Here is a 17,992-nt window from a genome sequence, read left to right as displayed (position 1 = left end):
TCAGGGTTTACCCGTTTCGTCAGCCAACGTAGGTTGCGGCCCGGGCTCGTCCTCGTGAGGTGGCTCACGCAGCAGTCGCAGCAGCACCCATAGACCCACGCCGAAGATCGCCACATAAAACACCAGGATCGTCCACGTCGCTCCGACCACCTGCTGTCGAGACACCGATGACAGACTGTCAGCCGTGCGCAACAAACCATAGACGGTGAAGGGTTGGCGTCCGACTTCGGTCACCACCCAGCCACTCAGCATCGCCAGAAATCCGGCCGGGGCCATCAGCACACACCCTCGAAGCATCCAGCGCGCGGCGTATAACCGTTGTCGCCAGCGCAATACCAGGCTGGCCAGGCCCTGCCCCAACATCAACAGGCCCAGGCCGACCATGAATCGAAAAGCAAAGAAGACTGCTGGCACCGGCGGAATGTCCTGAGGCGGGAACTCGTCCAGTGCGGCGATGGTGCCACTCAGGTCGTGCCGCAGGTAGAGCGACCCTATGCGCGGAATCGCCACCTCCCAATGGTTGCGTCGCTCAGTCATGTCTGGAAGGGCGAACAAGCGTAAGGGTTCGCCCGCCCCCTCAGGCGGTCGAGTCCAGGAACCTTCGATGGCGGCGACCTTCTGTGGCTGAACGACGAGGCTGTGTTGGCCATGAAGATCTCCGACCACGATCTGCACCGGCATGAGCAAGGCAATCGTCCACAGCGCCATGGAATAGGCAAGCCGTGCCCGCGGATTCTCAGGTGCACGCAACAACTGCCAGGCGCTAACGCCGGCCACCAGCGTGGCGCTGCCGAGGAACGCAGCCAAGGTCATGTGCGCAAGCCGATAAGGAAACGAGGGATTGAAAATAATCGCCCACCAATCCTCGGCAATAAAACGACCCTCGGCGCCAATCGAGTAACCGCTGGGTGTCTGCATCCAGGAATTGGCTGACAGGATCCAGAACGCGCTCATCAGCGAGCCGACGGCTACCGCGCAGGTGGCGAAGAAATGAATTCGTGGCCCGACCTTCTTCATTCCGAAGAGCATGATGCCGAGAAAACCCGCCTCCAGGAAAAAGGCGGCCAGCACCTCGTAAAACATCAAGGGGCCGAGGATGTCCCCCGCCTGTGTCGAAAGCCGCGACCAATTGAGTCCGAATTGATACTCCAGAATCAGGCCAGAGGCGGTACCCACTGCCACCGTGAGGGCAAAGACCTTTAGCCAGTAACGATAGACGTCCAGGTAGATCTGTCGCCCACGCCACAGCCACTGTGCTTCGAGCACCATCAAAAAGTTGGACAAGCCGATGGTGAGTGCAGCCAGCACAATGTGAAAACTGATGGTGATCGCAAACTGGGCACGCGCCGCCATCAGCGCCGAATCAATCGCGTCCATGCCGTCCACTCACCGCTCGCCACGTCGTACAAAATTGCGCTGTCGGCTGCAACAATCGAGGGTTACCAGAACGCAGTTGGCGAGAGTCAGCATGGCACCTGTCCAATGCAGCACAAGCGAAAATCAAGGGGCAGCGAATGGCCAAAAGTGTCCACCTCGCCAGCCGCCTCAGGGACGAGCTGGTTGGGCGGCAACTGGCGAGGCGAACACATAGACAATAGCTGCCCCTGCTGAACCTGCCTCACTCCGTTCATCAAATATCCCTGCTCGACCGCGTCGTTTATACGCTGGCTCTACTACGGTTATTCCACGACCGCTTTCCAACCGAGGAGCGCAGTGCATGTCCAGAATCTTCTCTCTGATGTTCGCCGTCCTGATCCTCTGCTCCAGCCACGCAATGGCGGACACCCTCAAGATCGGCGTGATCGGGGCCGGCAAGGTCGGCGGTACGCTTGGCACGCTATGGGTAAAGGCCGGGCATTCGGTGATGTTTTCATCACGCCACCCCGAAGAGCTGGCGGACCTGGTCAAGACGGCTGGCCCCAACGCTCGGGCCGGCACGGTCGGCGATGCCGCGACATGGGGCGATGTGATCGTGTTGAGTGTTCCCTACGGCGCAATGCCGGTGCTGTCCGAGCAGTTGAAGGGCAAGCTGGACGGCAAAGTGCTGTTCAGCACCAGCAACCCCTTCAGTGGCCGCGACGGAGACGTCGGGCGCAAGGCGCTGGATCTGGGTGTCGCCTCGGCGGACCGGCAATATCTGCCCGGAGTGCACCTGGCGCGGGCGTTCAACGCCATTGGCTTCGCCTCAATGAAAGACCTGTCGGGCAAAGACAAGGCGATTCCTGTTTTCGCCGACGATGCCCAGGCCCGGGATGTCGGTGCGCGGCTGGTCCGCGACGCCGGATTTGTACCGGTGCTGTTCCCGCTGTCGCGAGCCAATGAAGGTTTGCCGGGCGGCCCGCTCAGCGGCGTGTGGAGTGAGGCCGAACTCAAGCAAAAGCTGGGGAATTAACGTTATGAAACTCGCTGCATTTTGAAACCGATACAAGCCCAGGCCCAACACCGTCTAATCTGAATAGAGCACGACCGCAATCACGCCTGCAGCCTCTTGATACAGGGGAAATGGGATGACCGTTGAAACAGCGCGCCAATACTCGTCATGGGTCATACCCTCCCTGCTCGCCATCAGCCTGGCGCTGACCCCGGGATGTTCTGGCAAAGCTTCCACCGCTCGCTATGCAACCTCAAGCGCAGGCTCGGCCTGCTATGCCAAAGCGCTCCCCACCGCCGGCGAGGGTGGTCTGGCCTGGGGCACCACCTTGAGCATGGCGCGCAAAAAATCCCTGGATAATTGCATCCGCTATGCCGGCCGGTCCGGTGGCACGCCGAACACCTGCCAGGTGGTGTTGGCGGAGTGCAGGCATTGAAACCTATGCAAAGCCGAGGAACGACAGGATAACCACGACGACCACCACAAAACCGACGATGTAGATGATGTTGTTCATAAAACCTACCTCTCAACCAGAACAGGACTGCGGCACGAAGGCTTACAACTACACGTTAGTGCAGCTTTGCCCGCAATGCCATTCAACAAGAGGCGATTGGGCCAGACAGTTTCCCTTGCTCACCGACTAAAGCCGATGGGCCAGGCTGCGGCGAACGTCAGCAGGATGTCGCGGATCACATGGGCGGCGTATTCGTCGGGGACACCGAGGGTAATGTGTCCCGCCAAATGGGTGCCATGCAGGTCGGTGTCCGGGGTCGGAATCTGGATGGTGGTTCGGTCGGAGGCCCGGCAAGCCAATCAATTCGTAGTGGAGATGCTCTGAGTCAGGCCGATTAGTACCGATAGGTTGCCTGCACTGAAACTCCATTCGCACTATTGTCGTAATTGGCGCTGTATTCCGGTTGAACACCGGAGTTGTTCGACTGCTTTACTGAGACTTTGGAATCCCAGAGGTAACCGTAAGCAAAGTCTATCGTCAGATCGGAATTCGGCGAATACGCACCACCCAGGGTCACGGCTTGGCGATTCCCGACCGGAATGCGCACGCTGCGATCGGCATTCCTGATTGGCGAAGGATCATAGGCGTAGCCTGCGCGCAGCAGCCATTGTTGATTCAATTGATAAGAAGCGCCCACTGCAGTACTCCAAGTGTCGCGCCAGTTCATTTCTTCGATCACATGTCCCATACCAGCTGCCTGGCCCACGGGGGAAAGACCACTGTTGACTGCCTCGACCTTCTGGATCCGGCTCCAACGTTTCCAGGTGGTCCCCAGGTAGCCCGTCCAGCGACTATTGAAATGATGGGTGATAGACGTGTCCACGGATTCGGGCATCGTAAGGTCTATCTTGTTGTCATACTTTCCGTCCAGCGGAATAACGCTCGGGGAGCCGGAAACCTCAGTATGCCCTTCGAGTTCGTAGTCCACCTTCGAGTGATAGTTAATCCCCCAACTGGTAGCCTCAGTAAAGTCAACCAAGATGCCGACGTTGTAGCCAAGTGCAGTGTCATCGCCTTTGATGGTGACCAGTGTGTCCTCGCCGTTGTTCAGGGCGCCAGTGGCCAGGTAATTTTGAAGCTTTGCATTAAAACGGTTTATGGTCGGTCCGCCACCAATGGACACGTAATCATTGATCCGCCAGGCAATGGTGGGCTGAAGGGTTATTTCCTTGGTCGTGCTATAGGAGCCATGGTAGCGACCCTGAAAAGAGCTCTCGTAATCATTGATCAGACCACTCGGCGCATAGAGGCCAAGACCAATCGAAAAACGATCATCAAGTGGCGTCGACATATAAGCGAAGGGCACGACTCCCAAAGGTACCGAGTCCCCTTTATTAGTGCCTGCGACACTGCTCTGCGCATCACTGATGTCGTCGCTCACCGAGACGACCGCGGCCCCGCCGGAAATCTCAGTACGTTTCAGTTTGGTCAAGCCTGCGGGATTTCCAAAGATAGTGCTGGCGTCCAGTGCAGAAGACGACCTCCCCGCATAAGCAGTACCCGCACTACTCGCACTTTGCTCGTTCAAGGCAATGCCATTGGCGCCCGCGTTTGTTGAAACGCTAAGTATTGCCGCGACACCTGTGAATTTAATCCAGGAAGACATTTCTCGCACAGCTGAGAGACACGGGGTTGCACGGTTGCTCAGTTTCATTTCCCACCTCGTATTGTTTTTATTGATTGGTGCGCAGGCAAAGCTTCGCCTTCCGGTGCACTTGGCAGTGCCGGTTGAAGTTGATCGAAGTTGTGAAAGGCCCTGGCTGACGACTACCAGGGCTGAGCTGCCAAACTTACGAAACCAGGATCATTTGAGCCACTCCACCTGAAAGCTATAGAGACCAAGAAGGAGGGCCAGGGACTCTTGATCTCTACCGGCCCGGATGCACGCGACTAATCCACGTTGTTCATGCTGTATAACCTCGACCTCGATACCCTTCAGACACATACGTTCCACTTCCTGCCAAACTGCTCGGGTCACCTCGCGCTGCTGCAAGGCGGGCTTGAAGATTTTGCCAACCGCCGTCAATGGCAGTGCTTCGAGGATTTCGATCCGCTTGGGAATAGCCGCCCGCTCACTGATGTGTCGCTGAGCAAACTGCTCAAGTTCTTCGACAGTACAGTCGTGGCCTGGTCGCAGTTGTACGTAGGCGACCGGCACTTCACCCGAATAGGCGTCCGGGCTGCCGATGGCAGCCGCCAACGCCACCGCTGGGTGGGCCTGAAAAGCCTCCTCGATTTGTTTGGGATCGATATTGTGGCCGCCGCGGATGATCAGCTCCTTTTTGCGCCCGGTCAGCCAGAAGTAGCCATTTTCATCCCGGCGACCCAGATCGCCCGTATTCAGCCAGCGCTGACCATCGATCTCGATCCACAGGCCCCGGTTATGGCTTTCCTCAACGTAGCCCTCGAACAGGTTAGGACCCGTGATGGTGATCAGGCCAATTTCGTCGATGTCGGCTTCGCGCAAATACTCTCCAGCGTCATCGAGCATGACTGCGCGCATGTCCTGGTAGGCAATCCGTATACCGATGGAGCCGATGTAGCGCTCGCCATGGGGTGGATTAACCGAGGAGACGCACGCGCCTTCCGTGAGTCCATAGCCTTCGAGGATCTTTACCCCGGTCCGGCCTTCAAACTCCCGGAAAAGCTCGACCGGCATCGGCGCGGCACCACACATGGCATAACGAAGGCTGGACAGGTCGCGGCCTTCCAGCTCGTTTTGCAACAGTGCGGAATAGACGGTTGGAACGCCGGAGAAGAAGTTGATGCCGAAGTGCTCAACCATCTCCCAGAAGCGAGGGATCACACCCTCACCGCGATAACCGTGCGGCGTGCCGAGGATGACATGATCACCTTGGGTCCAAGGCATCAGGCCTGTCACCAGCTGTGCATTTACGTGGAACAGCGGTAATCCACAAAAAATGACCTGGCGACTCCCCTGTGGTTGCATGTGCGTAGCCATGGCCCATGCATTGAAGACCTCCGCCCCATGGGTACGCATCGCAATCTTGGGCAGCCCGGTGGTACCGCCGGTGCAGAAGTAAGAAGAACGATCCTCAGGGCGGAATTGCCGGTCGCTTTTCAGGTGCGTGCCTGGCTGAGCGTCCATCAGCGCTCGTAATTCGTGGATTGTGGCACCTCTGTGCAACTCACGTTCTTGCTTTGCGAGGGACTGGAGGGATTCACGCTGAACTACATCAACATAGGGGCCCATGCCGACCCAAACGACGTGCTTGATCTCGGAAAGTTGATCCAACTGCGAGGCCAACTTAGGCCACAGATCACTGCCTGGCGTCGGTGCGAGCGTTACCACCACGCTGGCCTTGGCGGCCCGTAGCAATGCCGCCATTTGTTTGGCCTCTTGCAGCGGATTGATCGCCATGACGACACCGGCCGCTTCCCCACCCCAGATGGTGAAGTGGGTTTCCGGCAGGTTGGGCAGGATGAAGGCCAGCACTTCACCCGGGGTAATGCCCAGGTCGTGGAAGGCATTCGCCGTGCGAGTGATATCTTCGACGAGTTCGGCATAGCTCCAGTGGTGGGTGTTCCTGAAGCTGGTAGCGTCGGCGAAGAAACTCAGTGCAGGCGCGTTGGGGCTAAGCTCAGCTGTGCGTGTCAGGGCTTCATAGGTGCTTGAAGCCAAGCCACGCTCCGCCAAAGGGACCTGCTCGATACTTTCAATGTCGTTCAGAGTTCGCACTATCATCGTCAGGCTTCCTCTACGACTCGGTTACGTTGCACGCCCAGGTCGATCACACCATCCGCGCTGCGAATACGCGCCTCGACCACGTCACCGGCCTTGAGGTACTGCGTCCGGCCCTCTTGTGCCTTGAGGAAAAGCTTCCACTTGGTGGCTTCGGGCAGCAGGGCTGCAATGCGCATTTTGCCGGGCGAAGGGATCGTTAGTGCGCAGCCGGCAGGCGTACCAGTGGCGATCAAGTCTCCAACAGCGAGATCTTGCAAGGCGGAGAGTTCGGTCAGGGTTTCAGCGGGGCCGTAAACCAGATTGGCCGTGCTGTCGTTTTGTCGCACCTGATCGTTCACCGTCAGGCGCAGCTGCAGTTCTTTCAGGTAATGAATGTTCGAGGCATCCAGAAGGCAGAGGTACGGGCCGACCGGGCCGAAAGTGCGATAGCTCTTGCCCTTGTAGAACTGCATCTGGGGAATTTGAATGTCACGAGCCGAGTAGTCGTTGACGATGACGACGCCGGCGATGAACTCATGCAGATTGGCATCGGTGACAGCAACAGCGCCGGTGATCGAGCGCTTCATCACAAGGCCCAGTTCGATCTCGTAGTCAAGGAAGCGCACGTGGCGCGGCTTGATGAGGTCGCTGTCAGCCGCCACCAGGCAACTCGTCGCCTTGGTGAAGATCATGTTGAATTTCTTCGCATCCGGGTCCATGCCCGACTCGATCATGTGCTGACGGTAATTGGCACCCTGGCAGACGAACTGCTGGTTACGGGTTACCGGCGACAGCAGTTTTACCTCGCCCACTTCCAACTCCGAACCTTTCAGTTGAGCGAGGTCATCGAGACTGTTCTGGCTAATGAAGTCACCGGTAGTTTCAAAAACACCGGGGACAACCGTGATACGGCCCTGGCGAAGCACGCCCCAGTGGATACCGTTCTCAAATTCAAAGCGGACTACGTGTACAGCAGACATTGAAGGTACTCCTGGAGCGGCGTTTGTCCCGCGTTCGGTGGCGAGGGAACTGTGGTGTTGTTCTGAAACGGGGCTGGCAACGGTGAAGACCCACGCACCGCCAGCGATCAAAGCGCCGGCTTTAAGCACGTCCCGCCGGCCAAACCGGGTTGAGTTGTTCGACATGGCGGCAGCTCTAGCCAAACATCCGCATCAGCGTGATCAACTTGCGAATCGTTAAATCCGGGCTGCGTCGCAGGTTGCGGATCAGCAGAAGCACATTGGTCAGGTTCATCTTGGGTTTGGTAAAACTCTTGGGCATGCGCTGCCCCCACTGCGCCATTGCCTCGGGGCTGACCGGATGAATGCCCGTAGGCCGAGTGGCCGTGAAAAGATCCCCGTCGCAGTAATGCTCGTGCTTGTCGCCCCAAGGGTCTTGCCAGTAATCGAAGATCTGACTGCCCAGAATGTGCCGGCCGATGCCCCATGAGTGCGCCCAGCCCCGCTCCCGCAGGACGCGCTGCCCCATACCCACGGCGTCTGCATCGACGACTTCATAGGCGCTATGGCTGTAGGTGGCCATGAACCCTTGCGCAATCGCGAGCGTATGGTGATCCGCGGGAATATCACCGAGATCAAGGCGCATGAAAGTGACAATAGGCGTGCCGTCGGGGAGTACCTGAACATCGCTGGGAATAAACCCGAAATGCTGCGTGTACCAGGCACAGGTCGCTTGGTAGTCGGCCACTTCAATGACGATGTGACCCAGTTTGAGTACTTCAGGGGGAGCAATCGGCGGGCGCTGCGTGGCGTTGATTCGCGGTTGTTCCTGCGCCAGATTCCAGTTGAGAGGAGCTCTATGGGCCAGCGTCTTGCATGGCGTCTGGTCGCAGACAGCTTCCACAATGAAACCGGAAGGATCCGTCAGCCTGACGTAATACCCTTTACCGGGATGTTCCGATTTCTCGACCGATGACGCACCCGGGATTCGAGTGAGCTTTTCCAGTTCGTCCAGGGACTGCACTGCAAGTCCGAACCCTACAAAACGGGCATTTTCGGCGCGTTGGACACGGTAACAATAGGCCGTGGCGTCGGTGGCCCGCATATAGAGCGTATCGGCCTCTTGCCGACTTACCGTCAGGCCGAAGTCAGTCAGGAAACGCGCCGCCTCATTCAAGTCCGGCCGCTGGAAGATCAGGTACGTCAGATCCTGGGCCTTTACCGTCGGCTGCGGATGCCGGGCGGGCTGTTGCGTCGCCAACCGGTGCAATTCAATTTTGTTGTTCATTGTTGTTTTCCGGTTTTTTTGGGCAAAGCTGTCCCGAACCCCTGAAAACCCAGGGGTTTTGCCAATTAATTCAGTTACGAAATCAGTCGAGAGATGGAAGTGCCGGCAACTCTTTGGTCGCCAACGCACGAGCCTCCTCTGACGACACCCCCAATGCCCGCAGTACCAGCTCCGCGGTATCAGAGCCCGACTCGCGCCACGTTCGGTGACCTTCCAGTACCAGGAAAATAGAGCCAAGAACGCTGCTCGATATCAGCGTCAGTACCGAGAGCAATTGCTCCTGCGCAAACGTGTAGCGCCCAGTGGTAAGCCCGCTCAGAAGATCCCGGGTCGCTTGGCTGCTGAACATTTCGCGCAACGCCGAATTGCTCATGGCGAATTTATGGATGAACGCGCCCCACTGGGAGTCTTCGTGCGCTCGGCGAATGAAGAATCGAATGCCATTTGCAAGGCGATGAGCGGGATCCGAGAGGGAGTCGAAGCTCTTGTTGACGCGCTCATGCATCTCCCTCGCGAGATGGCTGGCGACCGCCTCGAACAGGCTTTCCATGCTGTCTATGTTGCTATAAACCGTTCCGCGCGCGACGCCTGCCTCTTGCGCGAGGTCAAGGATGTTCACTTGTGAGGTGCCTCTCTCGGCGAACAGGCGAAAGGCAGCTTGATGTATACGGCGCTGTGTCGGATTCAGGGATTCCACGGTTCTCTCTCCAGGATTACCTTATGGATCGATTGAACACTCGTGTTCATTTTACGTCAACCATATTTTTTAGAATGCTGGTTTTTTGTCTGACAATCGGCGAGCAACCTAATAATTTGGAGGCCATGATTGATGTCGCCGGATCATCAACAGCCCTGCACATTGACATAATTGAACACTCGTGTTCAATTATGTCAATGTGCAGGTTCGTCTTCTCGGCAAGCGCTCTGCCCATCGATGAAAACCAGGACATAACATGACCGGCTCAAATCTCTTCAAACCACTTCGATTACCTGACGGCACGGTGATTCCGAACCGAATCGCCAAGGCTGCCATGGAGGAGAACCTCGCCAATGAGGAACACGCTCCAGGCGAAGCGCGAAATAGCGCGCATGCCGCTGATGGTCACCGGCGGCGTACGTAGAAAGGAGGTCGCGGAGCGAGTGGTGAGCGGCTCGGTGTCGATGGTCGGACTTGCCACTGCTTTAGCAATCGAGCCTGCTCTGCCGAAACAGTGGATGGCAGGTCGGGACATCAAAGTGGAGCCCATCGTCGCCCGTTGGAAGAACAAAGCGCTGGCGTCGCTTGCAGTGGCATCGGTGGTCAAGAAGCAGCTCGGGTTGTTGAGCCAAGGAAAAAGGACAAACCCCGGGACGTCGCCACTCATGGCATTGATCTGCAATCAGTTGAAGGTTCGTCGCCAGGCGAAGAGCTATCGGCAATGGATCGATCAAGCCTGACAAATCAAGGATGACATCAGTTCAGGCCGGTAGCGGCTTGCCAGCGATTTTCCTGGCTCTGGCAGGCGTTACGCCCAGAGCCTGGAGAATCATTTCGGCGACCCGCACATCGTGCTCCACCACTGCACGCCCCTCGACAACTGAGCGCATCGCTCCGGTTGTGCACGACAAGACCAAATCCAGGGCGACCCCCTCGTCCTCATAAGCCAAAGTTCCTGCACGCAGCCCCTCACGCAGATCACCCATTACATGAGTCGCCAATCGTGAGCGCATGGCCTGGTCGAAATGGATGATGCGCAATAGCGCATTCGCCCATTGGTGGTCAGCCGCAGCACGACACACAAACATGCGTACGCCAATCGAAAGCCGCTGTGCTCCGCACTGCACGTCCGCGTTCAGGACAGAAATGGCGTCAGAAAACTCCGCGGCCATGGCGATGCCCACCGCTTCGAGTACTTCGTCACGCGTTCGGAAATAGTTGTAGATGGTGCCGTTGGATACCGCCGCCTCGGCGGCGACTTCGAACAATCCGATATCCCCCACTTCCTTACGTGCAACAAGTCGCAATGCCGCGTCGACCAGACCGCGACGGGTGCGCTCACGCTTCTTGTGCCCCCTGGTGAGAGGTTCTGGCACAGCAGCTTCTAAAGGAGGTGTGGGGGAATCCATGATCAAGCTCTTAATCTAATCGGCTCGTTGATAGTAATGGAAACGCCGTCAGGAGTGGCGTCATCACTCATTAGCAGACCCCGGCATTCTCGAAGGAGTTTGCTGGCCTCTGTGCCAGGGGCGTGGTGCATGATGATCCGGTCAGGACGAACGGCAACGAGCGTTCCTTTGGCAGCCAGTGGCAAGATCTCATGGTTCATGTCTTCGATGAAGTCACAGCTGCCACCGGAGCGTTGGCCGCGGGGTCTGACCTCCAGGAAGTGACCGCCCATTTTTTCCCAGGCAACGATCTGATCAGTGGTGAGCAAGGACAACGGGTCAACACCAAATCCAACCAGGGTCAGGTTGTCTCCCAGCGCATCGTCGCTCAGCTTGATCTGCTTTTGCAGGGTACGAACCCATGCTTGGGGAAACAGGCTGCCGCGTACCAGCTTGTCACCCCGCCGATGCTGCACGAACAGGCCGTGCATGAAAGTGTTCTTCGGTTTGATGTCCAACTGTTCAAAGTACCTTCTGGTCGCTGGAGTCAACGCCAGCATGCGCATCAGGCCGTGGATGAAGAAAGCCGCGACCTTGTTCTTGGGCATCACCAGGCGGCCCATGAGTTTTGCCAGATTGATCATCGCCTGAGCATGCGGGCGGCGCTCTACGTCATAGGAATCGAGTATCGTCGGCGCGGCGTGGCCGCGAAGGACCCAAGCCAGTTTCCAGGCAAGATTGGCGCTATCACGAAGGCCCGCTACGAGACCTTGCCCGACAAAGGGCGGGGTGATGTGTGCCGCGTCGCCGACGAGGAAAGTACGTCCCTTGCTGAATCGGTTGCAGCAACGCGCGTGGAATCGATACACCGCCTTGCGTTCGATTTCCAACTCCAACGGATTGACCCATGGCGCAATGAGCCGGGCGATGCTTTCCGGGCTTTCCAGCTCCTCCCGGGATTCGCCGGGCTGTAACATGAACTCCCAGCGCTCCCTTCCACCGGGGGCGGGCATGTGCGGCGTGGGCCGCCGCGGATCACAGATAAACTCAATGTGATCAATGGCTGTCTGATGCCGGTTTTTGGCATCGACAATCAGCCAATCCTCTGCATAGGTTTGTCCTTCGAACTCCTGGCCGATCAGCGCTCTGACCTTGGAGCTGGCGCCGTCCGCACCGATCAGGTACTGGGCGCGAACAGGATGCAAGTGTCCATTTTGATCCCTTACGGTGGCGACCACGCACTCCGCTTCCTCGACCAGACTCTCCAGCTCGAAACCACCCAGGCTGGTCACTGATTTCAGTCGGGAAACCTGGCCACGCATCGCTCGTTCGAGGTCGGGTTGATAGAACGTCACAAGCTTGGGATGGCCGTCGATACATCCCTCGGTATTGGCTCGCCCGAATTGTCCGAGGACCGGAGAGTGCATCTTCACTTCAGGGATAACGATCTTCTCGAAAGCGTCCTCCGACAATCCGGCGAGTTGCAGGATGCGCAGGGCTTCGTTGTCCAGAGCAATGGCACGAGGCATCAGTACGATTTCATGGAGTTTGTCCAGCACCAGGGTCGTAACCCCGTAGCGGCCGAGCAGCGCCGCTATTGTCGCACCTACCGGACCGTTACCGACGACCAGCACGTCGACGGCGGAGGGAGGCAATTCGGAATCTTTCTTGTTGTTGTTCATCTCGAGCCCTTGTTGTGATTGAAGTCGTGAGGCGCACAGGTCTCATCGTTAGGCACAATCAAGGTATGCAATATTGAGAGATATTTCAATATTGATGTTTTTGTCATTAATATTTGAGATCATTGAAAAGCCGTGATGAGGCCGAACGGGCGAGTTGAGATGCCAGGCCGTAACTGGCCACGTTAAGGCGAAGAAGGCTCGTGGCATGAAGTTGCGTATGTGCCAGTTTCCGACCGACGACGCTTGGCTTCAGAGCTGATCGGCGTTGTCATGGGAGCAACAGCCCAGGACTGAAGTGCGTGACTGCTGGGAGCCCGAGCCTGGACTGGAGAACAGTCGGTGCAGGAAGTCAGGTCCACAGGACTAGGAAGTCAGGCGCATCGTTTTCTAGCATCGAACCCCGTGCGAATCTTCAGCGCACCACCATGTTTTTAGTCTTTAGGAATCAACCGTGGCGCGCCCGCAGCCCCATCCGACCCCCACACTGCTTGACTTTGGCGAGTTCGAACTCGACGAGGCCAACGCTTGCTTGTTGCGTGATGGAAAAGCTGTGGCGTTGGCGCCGACCCCTTTTCTGTTGTTGTGTGTGCTCGCACGCCAGCCGGGTTCATTGGTATCCAAAGACGCCTTGCTGGATTCCGTGTGGGGGCATCGGTTTGTCAGCGATTCGGTCCTGAAGACGGCCATCAGCGATCTGCGCAAGGTATTGGGCGATGACTCTAAGCACCCTCGCTTTATCGAGACGGTGTCGCGGCGCGGCTATCGCTTCATCGCCGTCTCGCCCCCTGCTGCTTCGATGCCGCCTACACCCATGGCGGTTACGGCGACCGACACCCCCCTGTTGCCGTCATTCATCGGTCGCACTGACGAGGTCTCCAGGCTGCAACGGGCGTGGGAGCGGGCCGGTAGCGGTCAGCGGGCCGTTGTCTGGCTTGCTGGAGAACCGGGGATCGGCAAGACCACGTTGATCGAACATTTCCTCGCCAGCCTTGGCGGCATCGCTTGCGCACGGGGCCATTGCATGGAGCACTTCGGCACCGGCGAACCGTACCTGCCGGTGCTGGAGGCGTTGGCCGATCTTTGCCGCAGCGACCCGGCCCTGCCGGCGTTGTTGCGCGATGTGGCACCAACCTGGCTGCTGCAATTGCCGTGGTTGAGTAGCACAGAGGAGCGTGACGCATTGCGGCGCGAGCTGGCCGGCATCGGTCCGGAACGCATGCTGAGGGAGTTCGGTGAGTTGTTGGACCGCTACACAGAGACGCGCCCGCTGTTGCTGGTGACCGAAGACCTGCACTGGAGTGATCGGGCGACAGTCCAGCTCATCAACTACATGGCCCGCCGACGTAGCCCCGCACGGTGCATGTGGCTGTCAAGCTTCCGCCTTGCCGAAGTGGTGGCGCTCGACCATCCGCTCAGCTCATTGCGCCACGAACTGCGTCTGCAACGCTTGTGCGAGGAAGTGGTGCTCGACCCGTTTTCCGAAACCGAGGTCGCCGACTATGTGGCGCTGCGTTCAGCCTCGCTTGCACGCGATGAAGCCTTCGTGCGCGCCCTGCACGAACGGACCGACGGTGTGCCGTTGTTCGTTTCCTCAATCATCAGTGAAGTGATGGATGCAAAAGAAGACGAAACCACCATCGAAGCTCGACTGGCGAATCTGGCGGTTCCCGACAACCTTGCGGCCATCATCGATCACTACATCGCCAAGCTTGATCCGGAGCAACGAACACTCCTCTGCGCGGCTGCGGTGTGCGGGTCCGACTTCCGGATTGAGACGGTTTCGCTGGCCCTCGAGCGCAATCTCTCTTCGGTGATCGCCGCCTGCGAGGAACTGATACGTGAGCAGGTATGGCTCAATCAATCGCGGGCTCCCGATGTTGACGAGGCGGTAGAGCCTCCTTACTCGTTCCGACACGCCCTTTTTCGCCAAGTGCTTTATGAGCGCACACCGCGTTCGTTGCGCATCGATCTCCATGGCCAAGTTGGCACTGCCCTCGAACGCGAGCGCTCGGCCGGTGTGCCGGTTGCTGCCTCGGAACTGGCAATGCACTTCGACCGTGCTCGGCTGCCGATGATCGCGCTGCGCTACTACGCCGAGGCCGCAGAAGCCGCGCTACAGCACTTCAGCCCGGACTTGTGCATCAGCCTCACTGAGCGCGCCCTACTCCTGCTTATGCAGGTACCCGAGGGGACGGAGCGCGATACGCTCGAAATTACCTTGGCCACGTTGCAGGGGGTTTCGGCCTTCCACATGTTCGGTGTCGGCAGCGAAGCCAAGGGCGCATTCGAACGGGCGTACACGCTGCTCGCGGATGTACCCGAACACCCTATGCGTGGTCGCCTTCTGCACGGGTTCGGCTATCTGCTCGGTCTGCGCGGCGACTATTCGCAAGCTTTGGAAGTGGCAGAACGCGCTGAAGCTCTCTCCCTAACCGCGAACGATCAAGAGCTCATGCTGGCGGCGTGCATCGTTCAGGGCGAGGTGCATCACCTCCAGGGTCGCACGAAAACGACTCGCGGCTGGTTAGAGCGCGCTCTTGCGATCGCCGAGCCGCTGGACATCGGGACAAGCGAGATCTTTGCGGCTGATCCCCAGGTGATGCTGCACGGTATGCTGGCCATTGAGCTGGTGCGTTCTGGCCTTATCAAGCAGGGTCGGACCCATATGCAGCAAGCACGAACCCGCGCGCATACGCTTCGACAACCTATGACATGGCTGGTCGCTACCTGGCAGGAGGTGTTGATCGAAGTACGGCTGGGGAGCCCTATGCGGGTGGCTGCGCTGGCTGACGACATGCAGAAGCTCGTCGATGAGTATTCGCTCGCACTCGGGCGCACGGCTTGCCGCTGGTGGCGCGGCTGGGCCGACGCCCGCAACGGTGCACCCCGCGACGGCTACCGTCGCATACGCGAAGCCTACGAAGAACACACCCGACTCGGCATGCGCTCCGGTGCCAGCGAAGTACTCGGATACGCCGCCGAGGCGCTACTACTGGCAGGTGATTACGACGCAGCGCAAATCGAACTGCAGGAAGCACTCCGGGTGGGGGAAGAACTGGGCGAACGCGTGTATCTGCCGCAGCTCTTGCTGCTGGAGGCCGCGATCGTTCGAGCTCAGGGTCGGCCTGGCGCCGGCAGCGTTGCGGTGCGTCGCGCCGTTGAGGAGGCACGGGCCCAGGAAGCACCGTGGCTGGAACTGCTAGCGCTGGTGGAGTTGTATGAGCACCACAAGGCTACGGCCGAGGACCATCAGGCATTGTCGACTCTGATTGATCAATTGCCCGAAACTGACGGAACCGAACTGGTGAAACGTGCGCACTCACTGCTTCAGGCTGCTAAGTCGACTTGAAGCGACGGCTTACCCTTCATTGCCTGGTGAACTGATATCGCGCTCACTCAGCGAGGGCTAAAACCGCGTGGCCGCCAGCGTTCTGGTGATCGCCGTCTCTGTTTTGCGAGCGCCGTCCCGACCAAACTCTGACCTTTCGCTTACGACTCGACCCAGGGGGCGGCCTACCCTGTCGTCGAACTTTCTTGATCCCCTGGTCCGTGATGAGCCTGAACCCTGAATCCAAGTACCCGAGCCGCCGCGCATACGTTGTCAAGTTACGTAGTGATGCCGCGCCGGGAGCCCTAGCTGGCCGTCTCGAAAACCTGGTCACCGGTCGTCAACGCGAGTTCTCGTCTGCCGAAGAGTTGCTGGAGTCGATTGGCTCGGATCTAGCGTCGGCCGTCAGTGAACAGGCGGTAGACACTGACCGCGAGTGACTCCTTCCAACATAAACATAAATGAGCGCATGGCGACCGAACGGCGACGGTTCGCTGACGACTTCGCGCGCACCCGAACCTACGCTGATGCAACCTCGCATTTACACGAGTTCACTCTGATGTCGCGATTTTCCACTTTCCATCCGCTGTCCCATCAATCCGGTCGAACCACCTTAAAGCGCACCGAGCGCACGACTGGCTTCGTTATTGCGGCAGCCCTTGGCACTGCGATCTCCTTCGGCCTATCCGGTTGTTCCACACCAGTCGTCAAGCCATCAATCGACCTGCCGAACAACTTTGCCGCGAGCACAGCCTCCGAGATGGAGCCCGAGGCGGCCTGGTGGGAGGTCTACCACGACCCGTTGCTGACGGATCTGGTGCGGCGAGCCGCGCGTGAGAACCGCGACGTCAAGATTGCCGCCGAGCGCCTGCGTGCCGCGCGTGCCGGAGAGACGGTCAGCCAATCCTGGCTGTTCCCGAGTGTCGGCGCATCCGCCTCCGGCAGTGATCGCAGCAGCGGCTACAGCTCGGCCACGAAACAGGGTTATCCGGATACCAAGACCACCAGTGTGGGTCTGGACGTCTCGTGGGAACTCGACCTGAGCGGCCGTCTGCGAGCCGGCGCAGCGGCGGCCGACGCCGATGCGCTAGCCGCGGAACACAGCATGCGGGGAGTACGCCTGCTGGTAATGAGCGATGTCGTCAGCAACTATTTCACACTTGTCGGAGCACAGCGCCAGGTCGCAACGCTGCGCGCAATCTCGGCGATGCAGGATGAGACGCTGCGTCTGGTCGCCGCGCGTCAACAGGTGGGGCTGGCATCCGCCTTCGACGTCGAACGCGCGCAGACCGATGCCTTGTCGGCGCGGGCGCAGATTCCGCCGCTGGAAACTCAAGTGGCGGTGGCACGTCACCGTATCGCGGTGCTGATCGCCGACCAGTCTTTCAACACCACGAACATCCAGCCTTCAACAGGTGATTTGACCGACGTGCCCGAGGCCAAGCCCGGCCAACCCGCCGAGTTGCTGCAACGCCGACCTGACGTACTGGCGCTGATGGCACAGCTCGACGCCGCCAATGCGCGACGCCAGCAAGCGAAAGCTGAATGGTTCCCGCAACTCTTCCTCGGTGCGTCCTTTGGCCGTCAGGGCCTTAGCCTGAACGGTGCCGATCTAGGTGCTGCGCGCTTCACCAACGTAGCGGGCCTGCTGGCGATGCCGCTCTTCAACGCCGGGCGCACGCAAGCGATCAACGAAGCGGCCGAAAGTGCTCAACAAGAGGCGCTGCTACGCGCCGAGGACGGCATCGTACGGGCGCTCGAGGATGTGGAAAACGCCCTTGTCACGCTTGCGCAGGAACGCCGCCGCTCCGGGTCGCTGCAATTGGCCGCCGCGTCCGCGGAGGCTGCACAGAACCGCGCCCAGTCGCTCTATAACCGCGGGCAAATCGACCTGTTGCCATTGCTGGATTCGCAGCGGGCGCGCCTGGCGGCACGCCTGAATTCCAACGAAAGCAACACCCGCCTGCTGCTCGATAGCGTGCAGCTCTACAAGGCACTGGGCGGGGGCTGGCAAGTGTTCGAACAACCCGTCAACCCAACCGCATCCGCCAAAGCCGACCGGCCACCACTTTCCTAAGTA

General features: G+C 58.9%; 14 protein-coding genes and 1 pseudogene. 6 read left to right on the top strand and 9 right to left on the bottom strand.

All coding sequences use genetic code 11. The features are described 5' to 3' along the window. Nucleotides 1-1,377, bottom strand: a complete 1,377-nt coding sequence (locus tag ACIQV9_RS00235; protein ID WP_403097605.1) for a cytochrome ubiquinol oxidase subunit I — start codon at nt 1,375-1,377, stop codon at nt 1-3. Nucleotides 1,378-1,717: 340 nt separating this feature from the next. Here ACIQV9_RS00235 and ACIQV9_RS00230 point away from each other — a divergent pair, with 340 nt between their 5' ends. Both ACIQV9_RS00230 and ACIQV9_RS00225 read left to right on the top strand, forming a co-directional pair. Further along, nucleotides 1,718-2,392 (top strand): NADPH-dependent F420 reductase, encoded by a 675-nt coding sequence (locus tag ACIQV9_RS00230; protein ID WP_403096634.1) that lies wholly within the window; start codon nt 1,718-1,720, stop codon nt 2,390-2,392. Nucleotides 2,393-2,507: 115 nt separating this feature from the next. Next, the gene (locus tag ACIQV9_RS00225; protein WP_403096632.1) at nt 2,508-2,807 is read left to right on the top strand and encodes a hypothetical protein; all 300 of its coding nucleotides are present in this window, start codon (nt 2,508-2,510) and stop codon (nt 2,805-2,807) included. A gap of 215 nt (nt 2,808-3,022) precedes the next feature. Here the strand turns inward: ACIQV9_RS00225 and ACIQV9_RS00220 are convergent. The 6 genes and pseudogenes from ACIQV9_RS00220 to ACIQV9_RS00195 form a co-directional block, all read right to left on the bottom strand. Further along, a pseudogene (locus ACIQV9_RS00220) lies at nt 3,023-3,130 on the bottom strand (LysR family transcriptional regulator); the annotation flags it as partial. 89 nt (nt 3,131-3,219) lie between these two features. Then, the gene (locus tag ACIQV9_RS00215) at nt 3,220-4,539 is read right to left on the bottom strand and encodes an outer membrane protein transport protein (RefSeq protein WP_403096629.1); all 1,320 of its coding nucleotides are present in this window, start codon (nt 4,537-4,539) and stop codon (nt 3,220-3,222) included. A 150-nt stretch (nt 4,540-4,689) separates the two neighbouring features. Then, nucleotides 4,690-6,591, bottom strand: a complete 1,902-nt coding sequence (locus ACIQV9_RS00210) for an acyl-CoA synthetase (RefSeq protein ID WP_403096626.1) — start codon at nt 6,589-6,591, stop codon at nt 4,690-4,692. A gap of 2 nt (nt 6,592-6,593) precedes the next feature. Further along, nucleotides 6,594-7,550, bottom strand: coding sequence for a fumarylacetoacetate hydrolase family protein (locus ACIQV9_RS00205; protein ID WP_403097603.1), 957 nt, complete (start codon nt 7,548-7,550; stop codon nt 6,594-6,596). 175 nt (nt 7,551-7,725) lie between these two features. After that, a complete protein-coding gene (locus ACIQV9_RS00200) occupies nt 7,726-8,817 on the bottom strand; it encodes a VOC family protein (protein ID WP_403096623.1) in 1,092 nt (363 codons plus the stop codon). Nucleotides 8,818-8,899: 82 nt separating this feature from the next. Continuing rightward, complete coding sequence (locus tag ACIQV9_RS00195; protein ID WP_403096620.1) at nt 8,900-9,514, bottom strand: TetR/AcrR family transcriptional regulator; 615 nt, start codon at nt 9,512-9,514, stop codon at nt 8,900-8,902. A 353-nt stretch (nt 9,515-9,867) separates the two neighbouring features. Here ACIQV9_RS00195 and ACIQV9_RS00190 point away from each other — a divergent pair, with 353 nt between their 5' ends. Continuing rightward, nucleotides 9,868-10,254 (top strand): hypothetical protein, encoded by a 387-nt coding sequence (locus tag ACIQV9_RS00190; protein ID WP_403096617.1) that lies wholly within the window; start codon nt 9,868-9,870, stop codon nt 10,252-10,254. A gap of 21 nt (nt 10,255-10,275) precedes the next feature. Here the strand turns inward: ACIQV9_RS00190 and ACIQV9_RS00185 are convergent, their stop codons facing one another. After that, nucleotides 10,276-10,923: a TetR/AcrR family transcriptional regulator gene (locus tag ACIQV9_RS00185; RefSeq protein WP_403096613.1), complete on the bottom strand. Its 648-nt coding sequence runs from the start codon at nt 10,921-10,923 to the stop codon at nt 10,276-10,278. 2 nt (nt 10,924-10,925) lie between these two features. Further along, nucleotides 10,926-12,584, bottom strand: coding sequence for a bifunctional 3-(3-hydroxy-phenyl)propionate/3-hydroxycinnamic acid hydroxylase (locus ACIQV9_RS00180; RefSeq protein WP_403096610.1), 1,659 nt, complete (start codon nt 12,582-12,584; stop codon nt 10,926-10,928). 451 nt (nt 12,585-13,035) lie between these two features. Here ACIQV9_RS00180 and ACIQV9_RS00175 point away from each other — a divergent pair, with 451 nt between their 5' ends. The 3 genes from ACIQV9_RS00175 to ACIQV9_RS00165 all read left to right on the top strand — a co-directional run bounded on the left by ACIQV9_RS00175 (nt 13,036) and on the right by ACIQV9_RS00165 (nt 17,989). Next, on the top strand, nt 13,036-15,933 hold the full coding sequence (locus ACIQV9_RS00175) for an AAA family ATPase (protein WP_403096607.1): 2,898 nt from the start codon (nt 13,036-13,038) through the stop codon (nt 15,931-15,933). A 203-nt stretch (nt 15,934-16,136) separates the two neighbouring features. Continuing rightward, nucleotides 16,137-16,352: a hypothetical protein gene (locus ACIQV9_RS00170; protein WP_403096604.1), complete on the top strand. Its 216-nt coding sequence runs from the start codon at nt 16,137-16,139 to the stop codon at nt 16,350-16,352. Nucleotides 16,353-16,471: 119 nt separating this feature from the next. Beyond that, entirely contained in the window at nt 16,472-17,989 is a 1,518-nt protein-coding gene (locus tag ACIQV9_RS00165; RefSeq protein ID WP_403096601.1) for an efflux transporter outer membrane subunit, read from the top strand. Nucleotides 17,990-17,992: the final 3 nt, after the last annotated feature.

The sequence above is a fragment of the Pseudomonas sp. NPDC099000 genome (assembly GCF_044759925.1).
GTDB lineage: Bacteria > Pseudomonadota > Gammaproteobacteria > Pseudomonadales > Pseudomonadaceae > Aquipseudomonas.
The sequence above is the reverse complement of the archived record's forward strand: the minus strand, read 5'-3'. Positions and strand labels throughout refer to the sequence as shown.